Genomic DNA, 21993 nt, shown 5'->3' with positions numbered 1-21993 from the left:
TACAGTATTTAACATTATTTTCAGCATATATAATAAGGAACCATTATCTTCCTGTATAATTTAATTAAAAATGCCAATACCATAAAACGTATCTATTTAATACTATAAATGCAGATAGAACAACTATGCATTTCAAACAGTGAATTGAAGATAAACAGACTGAATAGCCTATATCAATTAGTTTGCTAAAAAACTGCAAAATAACGGTTAAAATGGGATTAAATGAACTATTTTCTCACTTTAGTTTAATTAATAGTGAACTAATTTAAATATAATTTAACAAAACACCTTGCCTATTTTCAAAATATGTGCTAGTATATCTCGTATTCAGGCTTGTTAAAAAAATAACACAAAGGAGAGTAACATGACGGAAAAAACCAAAACCTATTTAACCGACAATGAGCTGAAGAAAATAAATGCTTATTGGAGCGCCTGCAATTATCTTGCAGCCGGTATGATTTATCTCAAAGATAATCCCTTATTAAAGCAGCCTCTGAAAGCAGAACATGTAAAGAGCAGACTGTTAGGTCACTGGGGAACCAGTCCCGGATTATCTTTTTCCTATGTCCACCTTAACCGGCTGATTAATAAATATGATTTAAATATGATTTTCATCGCCGGACCCGGCCACGGTGCTCCCGGCGTTCTTGCACCCGGCTATCTGGAAGGCGGGTATTCCGAAGTTTACCCTGATAAGAGTGAAGATGAAGAGGGCTTAAAGAAATTCTTTAAACAATTCTCTTTCCCCGGTGGTATTGGAAGCCATTGTACTCCGGAAACCCCCGGCTCCATACATGAAGGCGGTGAGCTTGGCTACAGCCTTTCCCATGCTTACGGTGCGGCTTTTGACAATCCCGACCTGATCGTTGCTGCCGTGGTCGGTGATGGAGAAGCGGAAACCGGACCTCTGGCTACCTCCTGGCATTCCAATAAATTTGTGAACCCTGCAAGAGACGGTGCCGTGCTTCCTATTCTTCATTTAAATGGTTATAAGATTGCCAACCCTACTTTACTTGCAAGAATCAGCCATGAAGAGCTGGAGTGCCTGTTCAAAGGCTATGGTTACAAGCCTTACTTTGTTGAGGGTGATGATCCTGCTCTTATGCACAATGCCATGGCAGAAGCGATGGAAAACGCTATTCTGGAAATCAAGGCTATTCAGACGGAAGCTCGAACCACCGGTAAAATAACCAGACCCAGATGGCCTATGATCATCTTAAGATCCCCTAAAGGCTGGACCGGCCCTAAGGTGGTTGACGGACAAAAGGTAGAAGGCTTCTGGCGCGCTCATCAGGTTCCCTTATCCGGAATCCATGAGAATCCCGAGCATTTAAAAATGCTGGAGGACTGGCTTAAGAGCTATCATCCGGAAGATTTATTTGATGAAGAAGGTAAGCTGATTGCTGACTTAAAAGAGCTGGCACCCAAAGGAAACCGCAGAATGAGTGCCAATCCAATTACCAACGGCGGTCTGTTAAGAAAAGACCTTCGTATGCCTGACTTTAAGAATTACAGCGTTAAGGTTGAAAAACCCGGCTGTTCCGAGTATGAGAACACCAAACCACTGGGTGAGCTGTTAAGAGATATCTTCCGCAACAACCCTGAAAACTTCCGTATGTTCGGTCCCGATGAGACCTCCTCCAACAGGCTTACTGCCGTTTATGACGTCAGCAAAAAGGCCTGGATGGCAGACTATTATGACGAGGATATCACGGACGGCAGCGAAATGACCGTTGACGGTAAAGTCATGGAGATGTTAAGTGAACATACACTGGTAGGCTGGCTGGAAGGATATCTCCTGACCGGTCGCCACGGCTTCTTCCATACCTACGAAGCTTTCTCCCATGTAATTGATTCCATGTTCAATCAGCATGCGAAATGGCTGGACATCTGCAAACATGAAATATTATGGCGTTCTCCCATTGCTTCTGAGAACATCCTGTTATCCTCAACAGTTTGGCGTCAGGATCATAACGGCTTCTCCCACCAGGATCCAGGTTTCTTAGACGTAGTTACCAACAAAAGCCCGGAAGTCGTTCGAATCTATCTTCCGCCGGATGTTAACTGCTTATTATCTACCATGGATCACTGCTTAAGAAGTACCGGATATGTAAATGTTATCGTAGCTGATAAACAGAAGCATATGCAGTATTTAAGCATTGATGATGCCGTAAAGCACTGCACCAAAGGTATCGGCATCTGGGATTGGGCAAGCAATGATAATAATACCGAGGAACCGGACCTTGTAATGGCCTGCTGCGGTGATATTCCTACCAAGGAAGCCTTGGCTGCAACTGCCATCCTCCGTGAAGAATTCCCGGATATCAAAATCAGATTTATCAATGTTGTGGACCTGATGAAACTTATGTCTTCCTCTGAACACCCTCACGGACTCACAGACGAGGAATTCAATTCTTTATTCACAAAAGACAAGCCGGTTATCCTGAATTTCCACGGATACCCCTCCTTAATCTACAAGCTGTGCTTTAAGAGATGCAATCCTCATAGAATCCAGGTTCACGGATACCATGAGAAAGGTAATATAAACACTCCTCTGGAACTTGCTATCCAGAATAAGATCGACCGTTTCAACCTGGTTATCGATGCCATTGATAATATTCCTACTCTGGGCTCTAAAGGTGCTCATGTTCGCGAGAAGATGAAGAACACTATTATTGAGAATCTTGAGTATGCATATACCTACGGTATTGATAAGGATGAAATCCTGAACTGGGAATGGCCTTTTTAAGAATATACAGAGGAACAAGGAGCTGCCCTTAACCTATGTGGGGGCAGCTTCTTGCCTATTTGTAAGATTCCATTTCACTTTAGATTATCTCATTAAAATCTTAGTTAGTTTCTGATAATTATCTTCTTTGCACTTGTGCAGGCTCTGATATCCTTTTCCGACTGCTGAAAGTACTTTACCAGATAGGCCGGACAGGTTATAACCAGCTCTTCCATTTCCTCTTTCATGGATAACTGCTGTTCTGCTTTTTTCTTCCGAACCTCTCCGATTACCCCTTGGAGACGCTGACCAAATTCTGCGATTGCACCATCACTTTTGTCAGTCTTCCACAAGGTCTGGTGTATGGATACTGCCTCCCCCTCCTTACGGTAAAACTGCTGGTAGATATACTCCGTCATATGGGGTGTATAGATAGCATAGAGCTTAAGGATACCATACAGGCTGTGATACAGTGCATACTGTCCGGAACTCCGTTCTTCCCAGCCATGCTTTTCAGGCTGGTACAGGCGTTCTTTTACGATTTCTATATAATAATCACAGAAATCCTTCCAGAATAACTCATCAATCAGATGCCTTGCCTGACCGATTTCGTACTGGTCAAGGAGCGTTTCTGCATTTGCTGTTGTTTCACTTACTCTTTGCAGGATCCATTTATCCGCAGGCAGAAGTTCAGTCTTTGCAGTGTCTACATAATCCTCAAGATGCATAAAGGCAAATTTCGCCGCGTTATATAATTTCGTCAGAAAGCGCTTTGATACCTTTAGTTCCTCTTCCTCAAAGAAGGTATCCGTCCCAAGCTTGGCACCGGCCGCCCAATATCTTATAGCATCGGCAGAATGAGTTTCAATAAGCTGTACCGGAGAAAGAACTGCATTATTCTTGGATTTACTAATTTTCTCCCCTCGCCCTGCCAGTACGAAACCGCTTATCATAATGTCCTTCCAGGGAATCTGTCCCGTATGGTATAAGCTCTTTACAATAGTGTAAAAAGCCCAGGTACGGATGATTTCATGAGCCTGGCTTCTCATGCCCATGGGAAGCAGTTCTGCAGTTCGGTCTTCCTCCTCTCCATAGCCTGCATTAATCAGAGGTGTTACGGAGGAGGTTGCCCAGGTATCAAATACAGCCGTCTCTGCATAATATTCCTTACAGCCGCAGCTGCAAGGCTTGCGGGGTTTATCCTCCAGCGGGTTAACTGGCAGCTGCTCCTCCTCTGCCAGTAAAGGACTTCCGCACTCTTTGCAATACCACAGTGGAAAAGGTACACCGAAATTCCTCTGTCTTGAAATACACCAATCCCATTTCAGATTCTCTACCCAGATCCGGTAGCGGTTCTTCATATGTTCCGGATACCAGTTAATTTCATCGGCTGCCTTAAGAAAACGTTCCTTCTCCGTCATAATATCTATATACCATTGGGCAGAAGGAAGGATTTCTATTTCTGTACCGCACCTTTCGTGAACAGCAACAGCATGGGTAATATCCTCTCTCTTACTAATCAGACCTTTCTCTTCTAACAGCCTTACAATCTCAGCTCTGGCCTTCTTTATGCTAAGATTACCGATAAAGGGTACCTCTGAAGATATCCTTCCGTTCTCCGTTATAACTTTCTTAAAGGGCAGCTTATGCTTCTGATACCATTCTACATCTGTACTGTCACCAAAGGTCGCACACATAACCGCTCCTGTGCCCTTTTCTTTCTCCGCCTGTTCATCTGCAAGAACAGGAATCCAGAAATCATACAAAGGTACCTTTGCCTTCTGCCCGATAAGCTGCCTATAACGTTCATCCTCCGGGTTTACGAAAATCGATACACAGCCATAGAGCAGCTCCGGTCTTGTGGTAGCTATGATAAGGGGTGAACTCTCTGTTTCAAAGGTCAGGTAATGAAAGGCGGATTCGGTGTCCTTCGTCTCCAGCTCTGCCTGGGCTATGGAGGTTTGGCATTCCGTACACCAGTGTACCGGTGATTCCTTAAGGTAAGCCTTCTTTGCTTTTACCAGATTAAGAAAGGAGCGCTGAGAGATTCTCTGGGTCCGCTGTGAGATTGTCTGGTATTCCAAAGACCAGTCAACACTAAAGCCAAGGCTCTTCCACATAGCTTTAAACTCTTCTTCGTATCCCTTTACCGTATCCATACATCTTTTGTTATACTCCGTTCTGCTTAACTCACCGGGTTTGATTTTTTGAACCTTTTCTACCAGCCGTTCTGTGGGCAGGCCGTTATCGTCAAAGCCGAAGGGATAGAATACATCATATCCCTGCATCCGCTTATAGCGGGCAATCATTTCCGCCTGGGTGTAGGAAAATACATGACCGATATGGAGGCTTCCGCTAACCGTAGGCGGTGGTGTATCAATTGAGAATACCTTCTTCTCTCTTCCTTTTCCAAAGCTATAAATACTTTCTTTCTTCCAAAACTCCTGCATTTCCTTTTCTGCCGTCTTAAAATCATACTTCTTATCCATTCTGAATCCTCCTGTTATGATGCACAGCTGAAATATCCTTTTATTTTCAGGCACCAGAAACCTTCCTTTACAAAGCTTCGTGCTGACCTGACAGCTATGCTGGTGTTACAAAACAGACAAAAAACGCCCTAAGCAAATAAATAATTGCTTAGGGCGAAACGTGTCCGTGGTACCACCTAATTTCAGAATAGAATTCTGCTCTCATACAATACGGGAACGAATAAAGGTTCCGATATCGCTTTCCCTGATAACGGTGGAAATTTCCGTTGGAGTCTACTTAAAAATAATATTTTTGTTCGATCCAAAGCTCAAAGGCTACTTCCATGTTCCCATCACGAAGATTTTCACCAGCCATCTTCTCTCTGTTCATCCGGAATAACATGTACTCCTCCTCGTCAACGCTTTTGTCTGTGTTGTTATTATTATTTTATGCATAACAGAAAAAAATGTCAAGGGTTATTCTATATAACTCATATTTCTTTTGCTCTGTAGGAAAATAAATTACTCCTGTTATTTCAGATATAAATAAACACTCTCTACCGGCAGTCCTTCACAGCATTATAAAGAATTTCAAGCCCGCAATCCAGCTGTTCATCTGTCACTACCAGGGGACACAGGAAACGAATGACATTGGAATAGGTTCCTGCGCTTTCCACAATAAGCCCATGCTCTGCACAATAAATAACTATATCCGATACCAGCCTTGCATTGGGTGATTTACTCTTTTTATCCGTCACAAATTCTATACCGGTCATACATCCGATACCTCTTACATCCCCAATTTCTTCAAACTCTTCCTGCCACAAATGAAAGGCTCCTTTCACTTTCGCAGCAATTTCCAAAGAACGGGCACACAGATTGTCTCTTTCTATAATTTCAATTACCTTTAAAGCCGAAGCACAGGCAAGGGCATTGCCGCCATATGTTCCCCCGATTATGCCATTCTTTACTCCATTAAAAATCTCAGCGGAAGCAGTTATGGCACTTAGCGGCACCCCTCCTGCTATGGACTTGGCAGTGGCAATGATATCAGGTGCAGCTCCTGCCTCATCCCAATAATTTGACACGAACATTTTTCCTGACCTGGCAAAACCAGTCTGAACCTCATCTGCTACCAGAAGAATCCCCTTCTCGTCACAGATTCTTCTCACAGCCTTAACCCATTCTATAGGTGCCGGAACAAATCCGCCTTCCCCCTGAACGGGTTCCACTACAATGGCAGCTATATGTTCAGCAGGTGAAGCCTCTTCAAATACCCTTATCAATTTCTCAATATAATAAGCTATAGCACCTTCCTCATTATATCCTTCCGGTCCACGGTACAGATAAGGGAACTCCGCCCGGTATATACCATCCGGAAAAGGTCCAAGGCCTGATGCATAGGCTTTCTTTGCCGTCATGGTGGAAGCAAGCAAGGTCCTGCCGTGAAAAGCTCCTGAAAATACTATGACATTCGGTCTTCCCGTATAGGACTTTGCTACTTTCACTGCATTCTCAATTGCTTCTGCACCAGAATTAGCAAACATGGTCTTTCTTTTGGCAGACCTGACAGGAACGATTTCGTTCATTTTCTCGGCAAGTTTAATATAACCCTCATGAGTTACAATATTCATCATTGCATGAAAGTATTTTTCCGACTGTTCTTTTACAGCCTCTATCAGCTCCGGATGGCTGTATCCAATATTTAATACTCCAACTCCGCCTACCCAGTCAAGGAATATATTTCCGTCCACATCCTCTAACATAGCCCCTTCCCCTCTGCTGATAACACAGGGATACACCGATTTGATGGCACCGGGCACTGCCTCACTTCTTCTCTCCAGTATGGCACTGGCCTTGGGACCGGGCAGCAGGGTATTTATTTTAGGTAAAGCATCTTTTAACATATATTCCTCCCTTTCTGCGTTTTTTGCGCATGGTAAACAAACAGGGTTGTTTGCGTAATTCCCCGTTTTTTCCGTTATTTTTATTCATATTACATGTAGGTACCCTATTTAGATTATACTGGATAGATTTTTTCAATTATCTATAAATCCTGGCTTTCTCTTTTCTCTAAACCCTCGTTTCCTATCCAATATAAAAAAGGTATTTTAAAAGGGTTCTATATCTGGGAGAGGTTAAAACTTTAGTTCAACTTATATATTAACACTCGATATAACCTCTTAACCCCTAACCCCTTAAACCTCTTACTTAACTTTTTATTTATAATGCTTTTCTGAATATCTCTCTTATTTTCTCCGGTGTAAAGACTACGGGATGGTTAGCGATACTTGGAGCAGATACCTTCAGACAGTTTTCAGTAAGCCAATCCAGATTCTTTTCCTCCACTCCCATATCCCCAAGGGTTTCAGTAAGCTGCAGCTCTGATAAGAGCTGCTTTATAGCAGGCACGAAGTCCTTTTCATCCCTGCCGCCAAGTATCCTGGATAACAGAAGGAATTTATCCGGTGCCCCCTTAATAGAGGCTTCATAAACATACGGGGCAAGTGCCGCTAAGCCCTTGCCATGCACAATATTTTTGAGTCCGCTTACCGGGTGTTCCATTCCGTGAAGAGCTGTTACCCCCGCTGTCCCTATAACCATTCCTCCAAGGGTACTGGCAAGGCATAAGTGCTCCCAGCTTTTCAGATCTTCTGTATCCGCATAGAGTTTTGTAAGACTGCCTGCAGCAAGTCTTGCTCCTTCTAAGGCCATAATGTCCGTTAAGGGTTGTGAAATAGCAGAGATATAGGCATCCATATTATGGCAGAGCGCATCAAAACCCACAGAAACCAGCGTTTTCTTTGGCATGGTCTTCATAAGTAAAGGATCGATAATGGAACAGGCAGGAACAATGGCACTGCAGCGCAAGGATTTCTTATCCAGCGTATCCGGGTTCGTCATAACGGCAAAGCCGTTGCCCTCGCTGCCTGTACCGCAGGTAGTGGGAACTGCAAGGATTGGAAGTGCCTTATTACTGACCTTTCTTCCATAAATGTACTCATTTATATCCCCACCGTTTACGGTTTGAAAGGCAATTCCTTTTGCTGCATCCAGGCTGCTGCCGCCACCAAGGGCAAGCACCATGTCACACCCCTCAGAAATCGCATGTTCTGCGCCTTCATAAACCGTAGTAGTCAGAGGATTCGGGGTTACTTTATCAAATAAAGAAAAGTCTACTCCGCTTTTTCTTAATAGCTCTTCTGTCTTCCCAAGTAAACCGGATTCCTTGGTGCTTCTTCCGCCGGTTACGATAAGTGCTCTTTTACCAAATGCTGCTGCCTTCTCTCCTATTAAATCCGATTTTCCACGACCGAATACCAGATTGACTGGCAGATGATATTGAAATTCCATATTTAACTCCCATCTGTGTACTTTAACACGCGTACATAATCAGGGTGCGTGAAAGATATTTTCTTTCACGCTTACCCTCCTGCCATAAGTAAGCTTGTGGCAGTACCATAATTAGTCAATAAGCCGGAAGGAGCTTTATTCCTCTTAAAGATATAAAATTGTCATAAAATCATTCACTTTTATTCCTTGAAGAGGTAAAATCCCAAAACCTTTAAAGCAACTTATTTAAATTATCAGCGTGATATTCTTTTTTATTTGTTCTCGTAAGCAGAAGCAGTTTTCAGAACCAGGTTACAGAATCAGGTATCAGAAGCAGTCGCTCTTCTGGTTCTTATTTCGTATTTTCTGTTTTACCATTCTGCACATCTACATAATAATCTTCTGTTAATCCATAATCTTTTAATATGGTTAGCAGAGTGCCATCTTCCTTCATCTCATTCAGGCACTTATTCACCTCATCTAAAAAGGCTTTATCTTCAAAACGTAAAGCTGCACCAATCTGTCCGCTGGCTTCTGCTTCGTAAGGAGCTAAGAGCTTTAATTTTAAGGAACTGTCGGCAGAAAGGGTATAACCTGCCACAATACCATCTGTTACCACAGCATCCACCTTGCCCATGTTTACAGCAGTCATCAGGGTAGCCTGGTTATCATAAGCTTCCAGTCCTGCTATTCTTCCTTCATCTAGCCATTTTTGGGCAGTTTCATAAAAAGTGGTTCCGGGCTGTGCTCCCACTTTTTTATCCTTCAGATCATCTTTGCCAGCGATAGCAGAATCAACAGGAATTACCACTGCTTCACCTTCCTGATACCACTTATCTGTAAAGGCTGCTACCTTAAGTCTTTCATCTTTCACATACATGGCATCTACCACCATATCGATATTATTGTTGTTAAGCTCTACCAACAGGTTGGCAAAATCAACTACTTTCATCTGTATATCCGGGATTCCAAGCCGTTTGCAGATCTCACGAAGAATTTCAATATCGATACCCTCTAATTTTCCCGTCTCCACATCAGTATAGGAGAAGGGAGCATCGTTGGAGGAGCCAATTAAAATGTAGCCTTTCTCCTTGATCTTCTTTAACATATCAGATTCACCGGTGGAAGCCGTGTCTTCTCCACTGGCTGCCGTATCTTCTGCAGCGGTCTGGGTATTATTGTCCTTCTTACTGCAGCCTGTGAGTACGGTAAAAGTCAATAAAAGTGTTAACAACAGTGTGAAACCTTTTCTCAGATTCAATTTTTTCATCATCTTTCCCTCTTTCTTTCAGCATATTTTCTATATTTATGGAGTTACCAAAACTAACGGACTCTTTTAAGCCGGCGTTCCACTACTCTGCTAAGTTGTGAGAGCGGAATACTCAATATCAGGTAAACGAAAGCCAGAATGGTGTACGCTTCTACCGTAAGAAAGGTCTGAGAAGCATAAGTCTTGGTGCGAAGGAGAAGCTCCTGTACCGTTATCATAGCTAACAGGGAGGTATCCTTAATGAGCATTACTAAGTAATTTCCGAATACCGGCACAGAATTTCTAAGGGCCGGCGGTATAATAAAATAAAACAATACTTTATTCTCGCTAAAACCAAGAGCAAGGCCAGCCTCCCTCTGACCGGAATCAATGGCCAGAATGGCAGAACGTATAACCTCTGACATATAGCAGCCGTAATTAATGGCAAAACCTATAATACCGCAGGTGGCAGCTGCCAGCTGGATGTTGGTGTCTTTCCCGAACATGCCCATAACACCGTTTAACAGCGTCGGTACAACATAATAAATATAGAAGAACTGAACCAGCAGAGGTGTTCCCCTTACCAGTTCAATGATTACTCCAAGGGTTCGGCTTAGTATCTTATTCCTGGAAATTCTTCCGATAGCAACTAACAGTGCCACAGCCAAAGCACAGGAAAACCCTGCCAGTGTTATATAAAGTACAATTCCTATTCCTCCCCAGAGGCTTGGCCCCAAGGTCTCAAAGGCCTGCTTAAAATGCAATTCCATTTTTACCTCCCTTCCGCCGGTTGGCGGGAAATCTGTTGTAAGAAGCTTACCAGGAGCATCCCTGTGCTCTTTTATGGTTCTTTCAGAGTGATATAGATAATATTCACTCTTGCCTCTTATAGCACTCTGGCTAAAAAGGATCTAGTTCTCTCATTCTTTGGATGGGAAAAGATATCACTTGGTGCTCCTTCTTCTATCACATAACCGCCGTCCATAAAAATTACCCTGTCTGCCACATCTCTTGCAAAGCCCATTTCATGAGTTACCACTATCATGGTCATTCCTTCCCCTGCCAGTTGTTTCATAACCTCCAGGACATCACCTACCAGTTCCGGATCTAAAGCAGAGGTGGGTTCATCAAAAAGAAGAATCTCCGGTTTCATGGCTAGTGCCCTTGCAATGGCTACTCTTTGCTGCTGGCCTCCTGAGAGTGCTGCCGGATAGGTATCAGCTTTACTTTCCAATCCGACTTTTCTTAGAAGCTCCATGGCCTGCTCCTTTGCCTCTTTTACCGGTACTTTATTTAGTTTCATGGGAGCATACATAACATTTTCCAGTGCTGTTTTTAACGGAAAGAGATTAAACCTCTGAAATACCATTCCCACCTGTTTGCGATAACCGGTAACTTTCTTTCCAAGACAGGTAATATTCTCTCCCAGATACAGGATTTCTCCCCCAGTGGGTTGTTCCAGCAGATTGATACACCGCAGCAAGGTGCTCTTGCCAGAGCCGGAGGGACCGATAATAACCACTACTTCTCCCTTGCTCACCGATACATTGACATCCCTTAGTACCTCCAAATCAACAAAGCATTTGGATAGTTTCTTTATTTCAAGCATTTCCATAACATCATCTTCCTCTCTTAAACAGAAAGAGGCAATGGAGCTTTTGTATACAAAAGCTCCATTGCCTAAGTCAGATAGTCTTATTTCGTTGTATGTTTAAAGTATAAAATTATATATGGCATATATTTACCCTTAAACATTTATTCGTAAAATACGGATTGATTGATTATAAATTTTTGCTTATCATAAATTTCTGCTTGTTCCTAAATTTCTGTTGTTCATTAATTTCTGATTATTCTTTTAATGTTACAATTTGTTTATTACGCTTAATCACTTGACTCTTCATAATATCTATGTACTTTAGCTATTCTTACTGTTAACCAAATTGAATTTCTTCTGTATGATATCCGTTAAAATATCACAGGTGCCTTCCACTCCCAGCAGGCTGGAATCCAGCATTACATGTTTATAATCCTTATCCGCCATAGAATAACCGCAATAATATTTGTGATAGGATTCTCTGGCCTTATCTACAGAGGCAATCATTTTCCTGGCTTCATCAGGTTTCATATCCAGCCTCTCAACGCAATTGGCCAGCCTTGCTTCATATGGGGCATAAATAAATACATTAATTATGTTCTTATGATCCTTTAAGATATGGTCAGCACATCTGCCTACGATAATACAGGACTCCCGTTCAGCAAGATCGATGATTATCTTTCTTTGTACGGCAAAGATGGAATCCTGTATATTGGTTGTTCCCATACCCAGAGGATAATTCATATTAAAGAAAGCTGATTTCGCACTTTCCTCCACATCACTGACAGTTGAAACCGGCAGATTCAGATTCTTTGAGGTCATCTCAACGATATCCCTGTCATAGTATTCAATTCCCAACTTCTCACTGACTAAACGGGCAATGGGTCTTCCGAGACTTCCGAATTGCCTCGCAATGGTTATAACAAATTTTTCGCTCATATGGAACACTTCTTTCTTTTAAAAGTTCTCTTTATGGAGTTCTTTTGCTGTATATTCATTCTACGCCTCACTATAACGCTCTACAATGGCTGTTTATTCCAAACTTTTTGGAGGTAATTGTACTTTAAGTACAAAGAATTCTTCTACCTGCCATTTCAGTTTGTTTACCTTCTATTTGCCATTTCATAAAGGTTACCAGTTCGGATTTTTTCACACTCAGTCTTAATAAATATGCTGGTGCTTTTATTAATAATAAAGTAATATGTATAATTAATAATTGTTAATTTCTTTACCAATCTATTCATGAGGTTAATATAATGAGTGACCATTATAATACTTTTAGATACTTTGTTGAACATTATATGCATGACTTAAACGGAGGAGGGACTTTTACTTTAATTGAACTAATTGAGGAATATAAAAAATTAGAAAGTCCCTCCTTAAAAGAACAGCTAAAAACTGAAGCTGTCTTTTTAAAAGATATATTACAATTCGAGAGCTGGGAAATTGATTCCATTTTACTAAAGTATCTGTTAAAGTATAACGGCTTAAGCAGATGGAAGAAGATAATAGATTGTTTAACTGAGAATCTGTAAACTCTAGCAACGTAAGAGATAACCATATGTCAAACAGTTTCGCACCTGGGTTTTATCTTCTATGCGGTTATTTCCAGGTTACATACAAATCCTCTATCCTAACATCCTATATTCTATTAATCATCTAATGTATACACCGTCTGCCTAACTGCCTTTAATAAAAATAAAGTTGACAGAGGCATTAATGTGAATAATAATTATAAAATCAATTCATTAAAATTCTCATTATAAACTGTACTTAATTCATTAAAATTCTTATTATAAACTGTACTTTGAATAAAAGCTTAAAGGGGAAAGTCTATGGGAACACAGATAACCGATTTATATGAAAGTGCTAAAGATAAATACTTCATTACCCTCCATAGCGGAGAAGCTGGCCTGACCAATCCGGTTTCCTGGGTATACCTGGCAGAGGATATACAGAACACAGCCTTTCTTAAAGGTGGTGAGCTAGTAATAACCACGGGGCTCTTTATTCAGAGCGGAGTTAAGCTTTATGATTTTATCTGCTCTCTTATAACCTGCAATTGCAGCGGAATCATTATTAATGAAGGAAAATACCTTAATCTGCCGGATCTCACCCCTGAGATTGTTGACCTGTGCTTCCTTAATAAATTTCCTCTCTTTACCATGCCCTGGAAGGTTCATCTTATCGATATCATGCAGGATTACTGCAGTCTTCTCTTACATAACACACGCAGTACAGATCAGCTGAATGCTGCCTTTCAAGGTGCCTTGTACCAGACTCCCGTCCATGAAAATATACTTCTTACCTTAAATCAGTATGGCTTTCCTACACTGGGTGATTATAGAATCATCGTAATACAGAATCTAAAGAATACCACCCGGGTTACCTTTTCCCTGAACCGCCTGAAATTAAAATACCATCTCTTTGAACATGAAAACCGGCAGATATTGATTTATCTTATCTCCAAAACTCCCCCTTCTCTCCAGGAAATCACCGATATACTCTTATTCTGCGGCAGTATAACTTTAGGTATCAGTAATATTATCTCCTCCCTTACGGATATTGGCAGCTGCTATAAACGTGCCCGCTTTTCATTGGCTGCGGCAGCCTTCTGGAACATTACCTCTGTAAATTTTGATGAGCTGGGCTTTTTTCAGATACTTTTTAGTTCTTCCGATCCAGAAATGTTAAAATCCATCTACGAGAAGAACTTAGGGAAGCTGGAACAGTTTGATACGGTCCATGACTCAGATTATATGAACACTCTACAGGTATTTCTGCTGTCAGACTGCAATCTGTTAGAGACTGCTTCAAAGCTACATACTCATCGGAACACGGTTATTTACCGGATTAAGAAAATCAAAGAGCTGTTAGGAACGGAGCTTAATGATTCCAAAGTTAAATTCGACCTGCTGATGGCTTTTTTTATCAGAGAGTATTTTTCCATCGGTTAACTGCCAGGTTAAACTATGGGTTTAAGTACTTACTTCTTTCAGATAAAGAAATCCTATAGTCCAGTAATACCTGAAATGGATAAGTAAAACCTCCCCATGCAACTGCTGTGTAGCTTGAAACTGAAGGAAAGGCAGAATAATAAACAATACCTTCAACCGTAAAATTGCACCACGATTTCTCAGTACAAATTGGTATTCACAAATGGTACCCATGATGAAGTAAACAATGAAAAAATACCGGCAAACTCTGGTTTCAGGTTTTCCGGCATTCATTCCGTTACTCTATGGTTTTAATATAACCTTGATACATTCATCTTCTTTCTTATCAAAGATCTCGTAACCATAACTGCCTTTATCAAGAGGTATCCGATGGGTTATGATATCCGTAGGATCAAATTCTCCTTTTTGAATGAGCTTCAAGATAGGATCCACATAACTGTGAGCAGGACACTGCCCCATTTTCAGCGTAATATTTCGTGAGAAGAAGTCCCCAAATGGGAACATATTATACTTTGCACCGTATACACCCAGGATTGAGACTGTACCCCCTTTTCGAACAGCCTGTGCGGACATTTCGATGGCGGATTTCGAGCCTCCCTGCAATTTTAAGATTGACTCAACTGTCTCTACTACTGATTTCTTTCCGTCCATTCCGACACAGTCGATTACTACATCTGCGCCGCCATGGGTTATTTCTTTGATATATTCACCGGTATTATCGTAATCATCAAAATTTATGACTTCCACCTGATTGAATTTCTTAGCATGCTCTAATCGGTACTTTACATTATCAACTGCTATTATCCGTTTGGCACCGGCGTAGGCTGCCCATTTCTGAGATAGCAATCCCACTGGTCCGCAGCCTAGTACAACTACAGTATCTCCGGGATTTACACCACCAATGACAAGGGTTCCCCAATAAGAAGTCGGCAGAATATCTGTCAGAAACAATACCTGTTCATCGGTAAGTTCTTCCGGAACTTTTTTAGGCCCCACATTTCCGTAAGGTACTCGAAGGTACTCAGCCTGCCCTCCGTCATAACCTCCAAAAAGTTCACTATAGCCAAACAGTGCGCCGGTTTCTCCATGTTCATTGGAATTGTCACATTGGCTCCATAAATCATGCTCACAATACCAGCAATGGCCACAGGCTATGGGAAAGGGTACTATAACCCTGTCTCCTTTTTTCAGCTGCTTTATATCGTTTCCTGCTTCCTCTACGATTCCCATTGCCTCATGGCCCAGAATAAATCCTGTGGGCATTTTGGGTATCATACCATGTATCAGATGCAGATCCGAGCCACATATTGCTGTAGAAGTAATCTTAACGATAATGTCGTCTGACTTTACTAATTTAGGATCCTCTACCTGTTTTAACTGTACATCCCTGATGCCGTTATACGTTAATGCCTTCAACTTTATACCTTCCTTTCATTTAACTCTGTATATAAATTGTTCTTCTACCACTCCTGATTTGTTTTCATTTTATTAGGGTTACCATGACATTGTATATTATTCAGATTTACTTTTAATAAAAAACAGCAGAAGTCTATGAACAGTTTCTGCGGATTATTTATATAAATATTCCTTGGCAGACATCATTTCCTTTAAATACTTCTCAATCTTCCTGTACTCGCTATATTTTAATTCATTTTTCCTTGTACTTGTTATGTTCATTATCCACTAAAAATCTGTTATCTTAACTTTTTTCATCTTCAACCGTTTCTTCCCGGTACTTTAATAAATTTAACTTAAGACCTTCATAATCTATCTCATTTATATGTTCCTTTGCAACGGATGGAATACTTCCATCCTGTACCGGATTAGGTAACATGTAATAATGCACTGGAAAACAAAATTTTTCTGTCATATTAAAAGTAATGAGATCTAATTTATTGGTAAGGTTTCACTAAGAGAGAAGCGAAATTATTGATAACCGCTATTATAGCAGAACCTAACATGTTCAGTGGCTTTATCTGAAGCTCCTGGAAATCTGCAAGTACTTCTATTTAATAAATTACAGGGGAGGGAAGGGTATGCCTTGGGTAACAAAATATAATCATTATGCGGCAGCCAAAATGGAAGCCTATAAAAGTATGGAAAATTCGCTAACAGACATTCGAAGAAAGATAACAAATAACCTGTCAGATATAAATACTTATAAGAATAGCTTAAATAAGAAAGTCAATTATATAGGCGGGTTATCCGGTGATTATATCCGGCGTTATGAAATAAAACAGACGGATTATTTCAATCATTGCCAGCAAATAGTTACAAGTATTAATAATTTTACACAAGATCTTGAACAGGTAATCTCACAATGCAGCAGTAAGAAAGCAGAGTGGAGCAGTAAAATCTATACAAGAGAATGGGAAGAAGATAGGGAGGTGCTGTAGTATGTCTGAAATAAAGATACTGAAAAATGGACCTGCCGATTATCAGGCTTGTATAAATAGGATTGAGGACAAATTCAAGGAACTCAATAGTCTGGAGGCAGGTTTAATAAAGAAATTAGAAGCTAAGGACTGGCAGGGGAACACCCGTGACAAATGTGAAACCATGTTGAATTTAACAGTTGAATATAAGAAAAAGATAAAAGAAATATTGTATGAGATGAATCAGAAGGAGCAGGAACTATTGAAGAATGTGAATAATTTTACCACTAATTCCAATGCGGTAAAAGCATTATAGGAGGCCAACAATGAATTATTATGAACTCTATGTATTAAACACCGTTATAGACGGTGAAGATATTAATTCTATTGAGCCATTCTCGAATAAAAAAATGACTGGAATAGCAGCGGACGTAATCAAAGATGCTTTAATCGAAAACGGTCTCTTGAAAGACTATAAAACGTTAACCATCCAAGGAGTTTTGGTAATAAATAGAATAAAACAATTTAAGGAAGCAAAGAAATATGTTAGAATACTTAATATGACAATTGGATTTGTGAATGATACACTTGGCATTCTTCTAAGAACAGATCCAAATGAAAATTATTTCTTTTCTGTTATAAACATCAAAAAAAATTTAGAAACCGTAACCAAAGCCTTCCCCGAATTTCTGCTGCTAGATGGGAAAGGCAGTACCAGTCATAAAGATTCCTACATCAGTCCTGAAAGCTTACTGCAAAAATATGAAATCAACGCTAAAACCAGCTTTACCTTAAGTACGGAGATTCGATCCTCTAAAGAGAAAGATATGACGGGATACAATACGAAGGAATTATTTTTTGAGTCTGCCGGTAAAAAATACTGTTATGATTGCTATAATAATATATTGCTTGAAAGAGACAGAACTACTTTAGTTGATATGCTTCATAAAAGACTGGAGGTGGTTTAATGCCAATATCTACAGCAAAAATATCTGTTCGTGAAACGTCTATGGAGGAAATTGCACTTGAATTTAACAAGTGTGCTTCTTGTGTGAAGGAAATTATTACAGAGTCTGAAAAAATGAAAAGTATCATGCAATATAATTATAGTGGTAGAGCATCTTCTGGTTTAAATGATTATTTTACCGTCTTAAACCAGCATCTTGACATACTGCAGTTATGCTATGGGCAGTTGTCAGATTATACCACTATGGTTAAAGAGATTACTTTTATGATGGATAGTTTTATAGGTAAAAATTTCTTTAACAACGGAAAAGGAGGTATCAAATGAATAAAGATTTCATATCTGACTATGATGAATGGCTTTTTCATGAAAATGCCTGGAAATCCTATGAGGCGAAAGAAATAACTACTGCTGCTTCCAGTGCTTATAAACTGGCAGTTGAGGCAGTAAGAAAGATTTCTACCAGCCCACTAGACGGTATTTCGCCTCTGTACATCAGCATTCTTGAGCCTAAAATCGAAGCCTTGGAAGAGTCCAGGGAAAAACTTGGTGATTTCTGCAAGAACATTCATCTTGACGCAGAAAATCTTATAGACGATATCTTTAACTATGGAGTCATGAAAACGTTGACGGATGTTTATGCCTTAAATCCAAATGATATTACCTGCACCATGGGTGGCACGGAGTATAAATTAAAGACAGCAATGGCAACCATAATTATTGACCCTTATCTAAAAGCAGACTTTTTAAAAAAAGCAGAAAAACTTGATAAAGATGAGGTGTCCGATGATTTAAAAGCTGGTCTGATTGATGCAGTCAGCCGGTATTATGACGGTGATGTTACCCCCTATATGAGAAATGATGCGGCATATGACATAAAGAATTTTAAGGAAGATATAGGGCTGGTAATTGAATATTATGAGTATATGAAACCAAAGGATGCTAAAAACATGAACAATTTACTTTCTGGCCTGGCAAAGGATAAAAGCAGTAAATATCAGGAAGATATCCGTAATATAAAATTTATTGCTTATACTGCTCAGGAACCTTATCGTTCTTTGTTTTTTAAATATGCCAAGGATCTGAAAATAGGTGATTACAATTATCATGAAAATAACAGCAGCGGAAAAGAAATGGCACAGCATTATAGTGGAAAAAGCAAACAATTATATGTTCGTTTTTATCAAAATAACCCTTATAATAAAAATAATGAAGGAAAATATGATCCTAGAGGTGCTTATGTTACTTTCTTTCATGAAGTAGGCCATGCTATCGATGATTTATCATTAGACGATGATAAATTTTTGTTTATAACTAAAAATTATAAATACACAACAGTGAATGCTGATGGTACCACAGTCCTTCAGGCAGCTGAAAAAGATGTCAAATCCAATATAAAGAATAGTGTATTAGACTACATAGAAGACAAAGGATATGAAGGGTTGGGGATAAATGTAGATGAAATCGTAAAAAGTATAATGACCTACAACTTTTCAGGATATGATAAAAAGTTGGTGCAGCATGAGATATATGACGCCGTAACCCAGGAGTATAAAAGTAAATTTTCTATGCCTGATACAAATGCAACTATTTATTGTGGGATTTCGGATGTATACGGGGGATTCACTGACAACAAACTAAACGGTACTTATCATCACGATAACAGCAAAAAAGATGACACTACATATTGGAATAATCTGAATGCGAATAATAAATATACCGGAAGCCAGGCAAAGGAATTATGGGCAGAAGTATTTTCAAGGTATATGACATCAAATGAAGAATCGATACGGGAATTAGAAGCTTATTTCCCAACTGCCATGCAGCTTATGAATGAGCAATTGATAGAATCAAAGGGGAGGTGAAAAAATCGTGTATACTAAAAAAATTATTATGTTCTCAGCTATTATTGGCCTACTTCTGACCGGTTGTGCAACAGAAAAAATGAAAGGAGATGAAAAAGTGGAAAGTATACAAAGTTCACAGGAAGAAGCAGATAAGAAACCTTTAGCAACAAAAGCTTTCATACTTGAGACATTTCAACTTACAGAAGAAGATGTCGAAAACTATGATCTGGAGGAATTAGTATCATATTTTCAATTGACAGAAGATTATTTCCTGCAGGTAAAACAAAATTTAAAAAATTTATCCTATATAACCATTGATTTAAAAAGACTACAAGAACAGATGTTAAAAGAAAAGACGGAAGAAAAATATGACTTCTCCTATTTGATAAATGCAGAAAAATTTACAGGGGAATTTCCAGATACGGCAAGTATAAAATATTTGACTGTTTCCGACCAGCAAGATACCGGAGGAACCTCTTTTGTAATAGATTTTGAAAAAGGAATTATCTATGATTCCTACAATACAGCTAATCTATATAGTGACATACGAAAAGCTGATAAAGAAACTGAATTAAAGGAAGAGCAAAAAAATGATATAATTAAGGCTCTGGAAGTAGCAGAAATTTGGAAATGGGATTATATGTATTCCGATGATAGTGAATCCGGGATGGCAAGCTGGTGGCATCTAGGTGCAGAGTTTGAAGACGGTACAATCGTATCCTTCAATGGTGCAGGTATAGTTCCTGACAATTATAATGTATTGGAAAAAGTATTATATAATCGTTAATAATTGCAGCAGCAGAATAATGCTTGGAATAACAGGGTGAGCCAGTGAGCAAACGGAAGTGAACAAACAAAGGGGGTACTCTATTATTATAGGCGCAGCCTCTCTAATTCAGAGAAAAATATACCACAAAAATTCATTATACCCGCAGAAACCTATTTTGAGTACGGTCCTGCGGGTTGCTCATAAAATTATTAAACTCTACAGAATACTGGTTTTTCCATATATCCAAAAGCGCTTCCCAGAAAGCCCCCTTCTTTTATAAACCTCTTAATATTTCTCTGTAAAGATGTCTCTTCCGGCAATTCATCAAAAGGTAAATCTAAATTCTTAAACACCCATTCCATATAAGAGGTATCTTCCTTATTCCACTCCTCAAGGGTATAATCCGCCTGGAACTGAAGAATTCTGGAATCCGGAGGTAATACCTCCCTTAATCCCGGTGAAAGCATCCAGGAATCGCAGATAAAATAACGGTACTTCATTTCTGGATAGTACTTGGCAAAGAATTCCTGTGCCTGTTCATAAGAATTCAGACAGTTATCCCTGGTTATCCTGGCATCAGAAGGTATGTGTACACTGATTACCCGTTCACCTTTCCAGTTCTCCATTTCAAATTCCAGTTCTCCCAAGCGGAACTCCTCCATGGATATCTGTCTGGGCGTCCACCATTCCCTGTCAAAACCATATGTATGATAGCTGACCATATGCTCCCCAACGAATCTGGAAAAGCATTGAAAGGTATCAAAGAATATATTCTGACTGATTCCTTTCTCTTCATAGAGCTTATAGGTATTAAGTCCGGTTACCAGCTGCAACGTCAGCATTTTTAAACCTTTATCATCTTTACCTAAAGCTTTCTTTATTTCCTCAAGGGCTGTCTCCCAGTCCCTACGGTTGTATAACTTATCAGTCACTGCCTTTAATGCAGAATAATCCTGTTCTTTATAAATCCTTAGAACGGTCTCCGTTACTTCCTCTGGCATGCCGATACCAATGCAAAGTTCCTTTAAAGTCATATAGAATCTCCTATTCCCCAATAATATGGTTTCAGTATAACATGTACCATATCACACTTTCAACAGTATTAAAGCAGAAGGCAGAACAGTGTTTTATACCTCATTCTATGATATTATAAGGTATTGAAAAGCTCTCCTGAATGTATTACTATATGAATATACTTACGAAATATTCCAGCTGGAAGAGTGGTTTTACAGGGGGTTCCATATGTTGTTAAAAATTAAGGAATTTGCAGACTTTAGTGATATTTCAGTACGTGCACTTCATCTCTATGACCGGCTTGGCCTTCTGGCACCGGCTGAGGTTGATTCGTCTAACGGCTACCGCTATTATGATTCCGAGCAGCTGAAAGAGCTGAATACTATAATCAGTTTTAAAAAACTGGGTTTTTCCCTGGCTGATATCAAGGATTTAAAAGCAGACTGCTATTCAAAAGAGGCCGTTATGAAAAAGCTCCAGGAAAAGAAGGCAGAGAATGACCGCTGTATCCAGATTCTTGCCTATAATAACGAAAACATCACCAACATGCTGTCACACCTTGCTGCTGAGCCTGAAAAGCCGGGTGCAAAAGAAGAGGCTTACAATCTTTCAAGGATCTATTGCCTTGAAAACGACAAGCTGGAACAGGATTTCTCAGATATTCTATGGTTATGAAATAATCCCTGATAAACGCA

General features: G+C 39.9%; 20 protein-coding genes and 1 other annotated feature. Of the genes, 10 read left to right on the top strand and 10 right to left on the bottom strand.

Annotated features, from left to right (window positions below; all coding sequences use genetic code 11):
- Positions 1-364 precede the first annotated feature (364 nt).
- Entirely contained in the window at positions 365-2749 is a 2385-nt protein-coding gene (locus BR73_RS0102910; RefSeq protein WP_033164332.1) for a phosphoketolase family protein, read from the top strand.
- 104 nt (positions 2750-2853) lie between these two features.
- Here BR73_RS0102910 and BR73_RS0102905 read toward each other — a convergent pair whose 3' ends face one another.
- The 7 genes from BR73_RS0102905 to BR73_RS0102875 all read right to left on the bottom strand — a co-directional run bounded on the left by BR73_RS0102905 (position 2854) and on the right by BR73_RS0102875 (position 12311).
- Positions 2854-5217 (bottom strand): valine--tRNA ligase, encoded by a 2364-nt coding sequence (locus BR73_RS0102905; RefSeq protein ID WP_033167013.1) that lies wholly within the window; start codon positions 5215-5217, stop codon positions 2854-2856.
- Between the two features lie 146 nt (positions 5218-5363).
- Positions 5364-5625, bottom strand: a binding site (T-box leader).
- 128 nt (positions 5626-5753) lie between these two features.
- Complete coding sequence (locus tag BR73_RS0102900) at positions 5754-7103, bottom strand: aspartate aminotransferase family protein (RefSeq protein ID WP_033164331.1); 1350 nt, start codon at positions 7101-7103, stop codon at positions 5754-5756.
- 316 nt (positions 7104-7419) lie between these two features.
- A complete protein-coding gene (locus tag BR73_RS0102895) occupies positions 7420-8550 on the bottom strand; it encodes an iron-containing alcohol dehydrogenase (protein ID WP_033164330.1) in 1131 nt (376 codons plus the stop codon).
- A 331-nt stretch (positions 8551-8881) separates the two neighbouring features.
- Positions 8882-9802, bottom strand: a complete 921-nt coding sequence (locus BR73_RS0102890; RefSeq protein ID WP_242860611.1) for a transporter substrate-binding domain-containing protein — start codon at positions 9800-9802, stop codon at positions 8882-8884.
- A 50-nt stretch (positions 9803-9852) separates the two neighbouring features.
- Entirely contained in the window at positions 9853-10548 is a 696-nt protein-coding gene (locus BR73_RS0102885; protein ID WP_033164329.1) for an amino acid ABC transporter permease, read from the bottom strand.
- A gap of 116 nt (positions 10549-10664) precedes the next feature.
- Positions 10665-11387, bottom strand: a complete 723-nt coding sequence (locus BR73_RS0102880; protein ID WP_033167011.1) for an amino acid ABC transporter ATP-binding protein — start codon at positions 11385-11387, stop codon at positions 10665-10667.
- A gap of 306 nt (positions 11388-11693) precedes the next feature.
- The gene (locus BR73_RS0102875; protein WP_033164328.1) at positions 11694-12311 is read right to left on the bottom strand and encodes a cytidylate kinase-like family protein; all 618 of its coding nucleotides are present in this window, start codon (positions 12309-12311) and stop codon (positions 11694-11696) included.
- A gap of 317 nt (positions 12312-12628) precedes the next feature.
- On the opposite strand from BR73_RS0102875, the gene BR73_RS0102870 reads away from it, so the two are divergent.
- Positions 12629-12907 carry a hypothetical protein gene (locus BR73_RS0102870; RefSeq protein ID WP_033164327.1) on the top strand — a complete coding sequence of 93 codons (279 nt, stop codon included), beginning with the start codon at positions 12629-12631 and terminating at the stop codon, positions 12905-12907.
- 300 nt (positions 12908-13207) lie between these two features.
- A complete protein-coding gene (locus BR73_RS0102865) occupies positions 13208-14329 on the top strand; it encodes a PucR family transcriptional regulator (RefSeq protein WP_033164326.1) in 1122 nt (373 codons plus the stop codon).
- 282 nt (positions 14330-14611) lie between these two features.
- Here the strand turns inward: BR73_RS0102865 and BR73_RS0102855 are convergent, their stop codons facing one another.
- Together BR73_RS0102855 and BR73_RS29585 are read right to left on the bottom strand one after the other, a co-directional pair.
- Positions 14612-15745 carry a zinc-dependent alcohol dehydrogenase gene (locus tag BR73_RS0102855; protein ID WP_033164324.1) on the bottom strand — a complete coding sequence of 378 codons (1134 nt, stop codon included), beginning with the start codon at positions 15743-15745 and terminating at the stop codon, positions 14612-14614.
- A 283-nt stretch (positions 15746-16028) separates the two neighbouring features.
- Positions 16029-16163, bottom strand: coding sequence for a hypothetical protein (locus tag BR73_RS29585; RefSeq protein ID WP_278248521.1), 135 nt, complete (start codon positions 16161-16163; stop codon positions 16029-16031).
- Positions 16164-16365: 202 nt separating this feature from the next.
- Here BR73_RS29585 and BR73_RS0102850 point away from each other — a divergent pair, with 202 nt between their 5' ends.
- The 6 genes from BR73_RS0102850 to BR73_RS0102825 are packed head-to-tail and all read left to right on the top strand — an operon-like array spanning position 16366 to position 20302.
- Positions 16366-16725 carry a hypothetical protein gene (locus tag BR73_RS0102850; protein WP_033164323.1) on the top strand — a complete coding sequence of 120 codons (360 nt, stop codon included), beginning with the start codon at positions 16366-16368 and terminating at the stop codon, positions 16723-16725.
- A 1-nt stretch (position 16726) separates the two neighbouring features.
- Entirely contained in the window at positions 16727-17020 is a 294-nt protein-coding gene (locus tag BR73_RS0102845) for a hypothetical protein (RefSeq protein ID WP_033164322.1), read from the top strand.
- A gap of 10 nt (positions 17021-17030) precedes the next feature.
- Entirely contained in the window at positions 17031-17672 is a 642-nt protein-coding gene (locus BR73_RS0102840; protein ID WP_033164321.1) for a DUF5081 family protein, read from the top strand.
- Positions 17672-17995 carry a hypothetical protein gene (locus tag BR73_RS0102835; RefSeq protein ID WP_033164320.1) on the top strand — a complete coding sequence of 108 codons (324 nt, stop codon included), beginning with the start codon at positions 17672-17674 and terminating at the stop codon, positions 17993-17995. The genes BR73_RS0102840 and BR73_RS0102835 overlap by 1 nt, the downstream gene beginning before the upstream one ends.
- Positions 17992-19533 carry a hypothetical protein gene (locus BR73_RS0102830; protein WP_033164319.1) on the top strand — a complete coding sequence of 514 codons (1542 nt, stop codon included), beginning with the start codon at positions 17992-17994 and terminating at the stop codon, positions 19531-19533. Before BR73_RS0102835 ends, BR73_RS0102830 begins: the two co-directional genes overlap by 4 nt.
- A 7-nt stretch (positions 19534-19540) precedes the next feature.
- Positions 19541-20302, top strand: a complete 762-nt coding sequence (locus BR73_RS0102825) for a hypothetical protein (protein WP_033164318.1) — start codon at positions 19541-19543, stop codon at positions 20300-20302.
- A gap of 191 nt (positions 20303-20493) precedes the next feature.
- On the opposite strand, the gene BR73_RS0102820 is transcribed toward BR73_RS0102825, so the two are convergent.
- The gene (locus BR73_RS0102820; protein ID WP_033164317.1) at positions 20494-21318 is read right to left on the bottom strand and encodes an acyltransferase domain-containing protein; all 825 of its coding nucleotides are present in this window, start codon (positions 21316-21318) and stop codon (positions 20494-20496) included.
- A gap of 208 nt (positions 21319-21526) precedes the next feature.
- Between BR73_RS0102820 and BR73_RS0102815 the strand changes: the two genes are divergently transcribed.
- Entirely contained in the window at positions 21527-21973 is a 447-nt protein-coding gene (locus tag BR73_RS0102815) for a MerR family transcriptional regulator (protein WP_051684918.1), read from the top strand.
- Positions 21974-21993: the final 20 nt, after the last annotated feature.

Source organism: Clostridium sp. KNHs205 (assembly GCF_000702945.1).
Taxonomy (GTDB): Bacteria; Bacillota; Clostridia; order Lachnospirales; family Lachnospiraceae; genus Anaerocolumna.
Note: the sequence above shows the minus strand (reverse complement) of the source record. Positions and strands in the feature narration are given on the sequence as shown.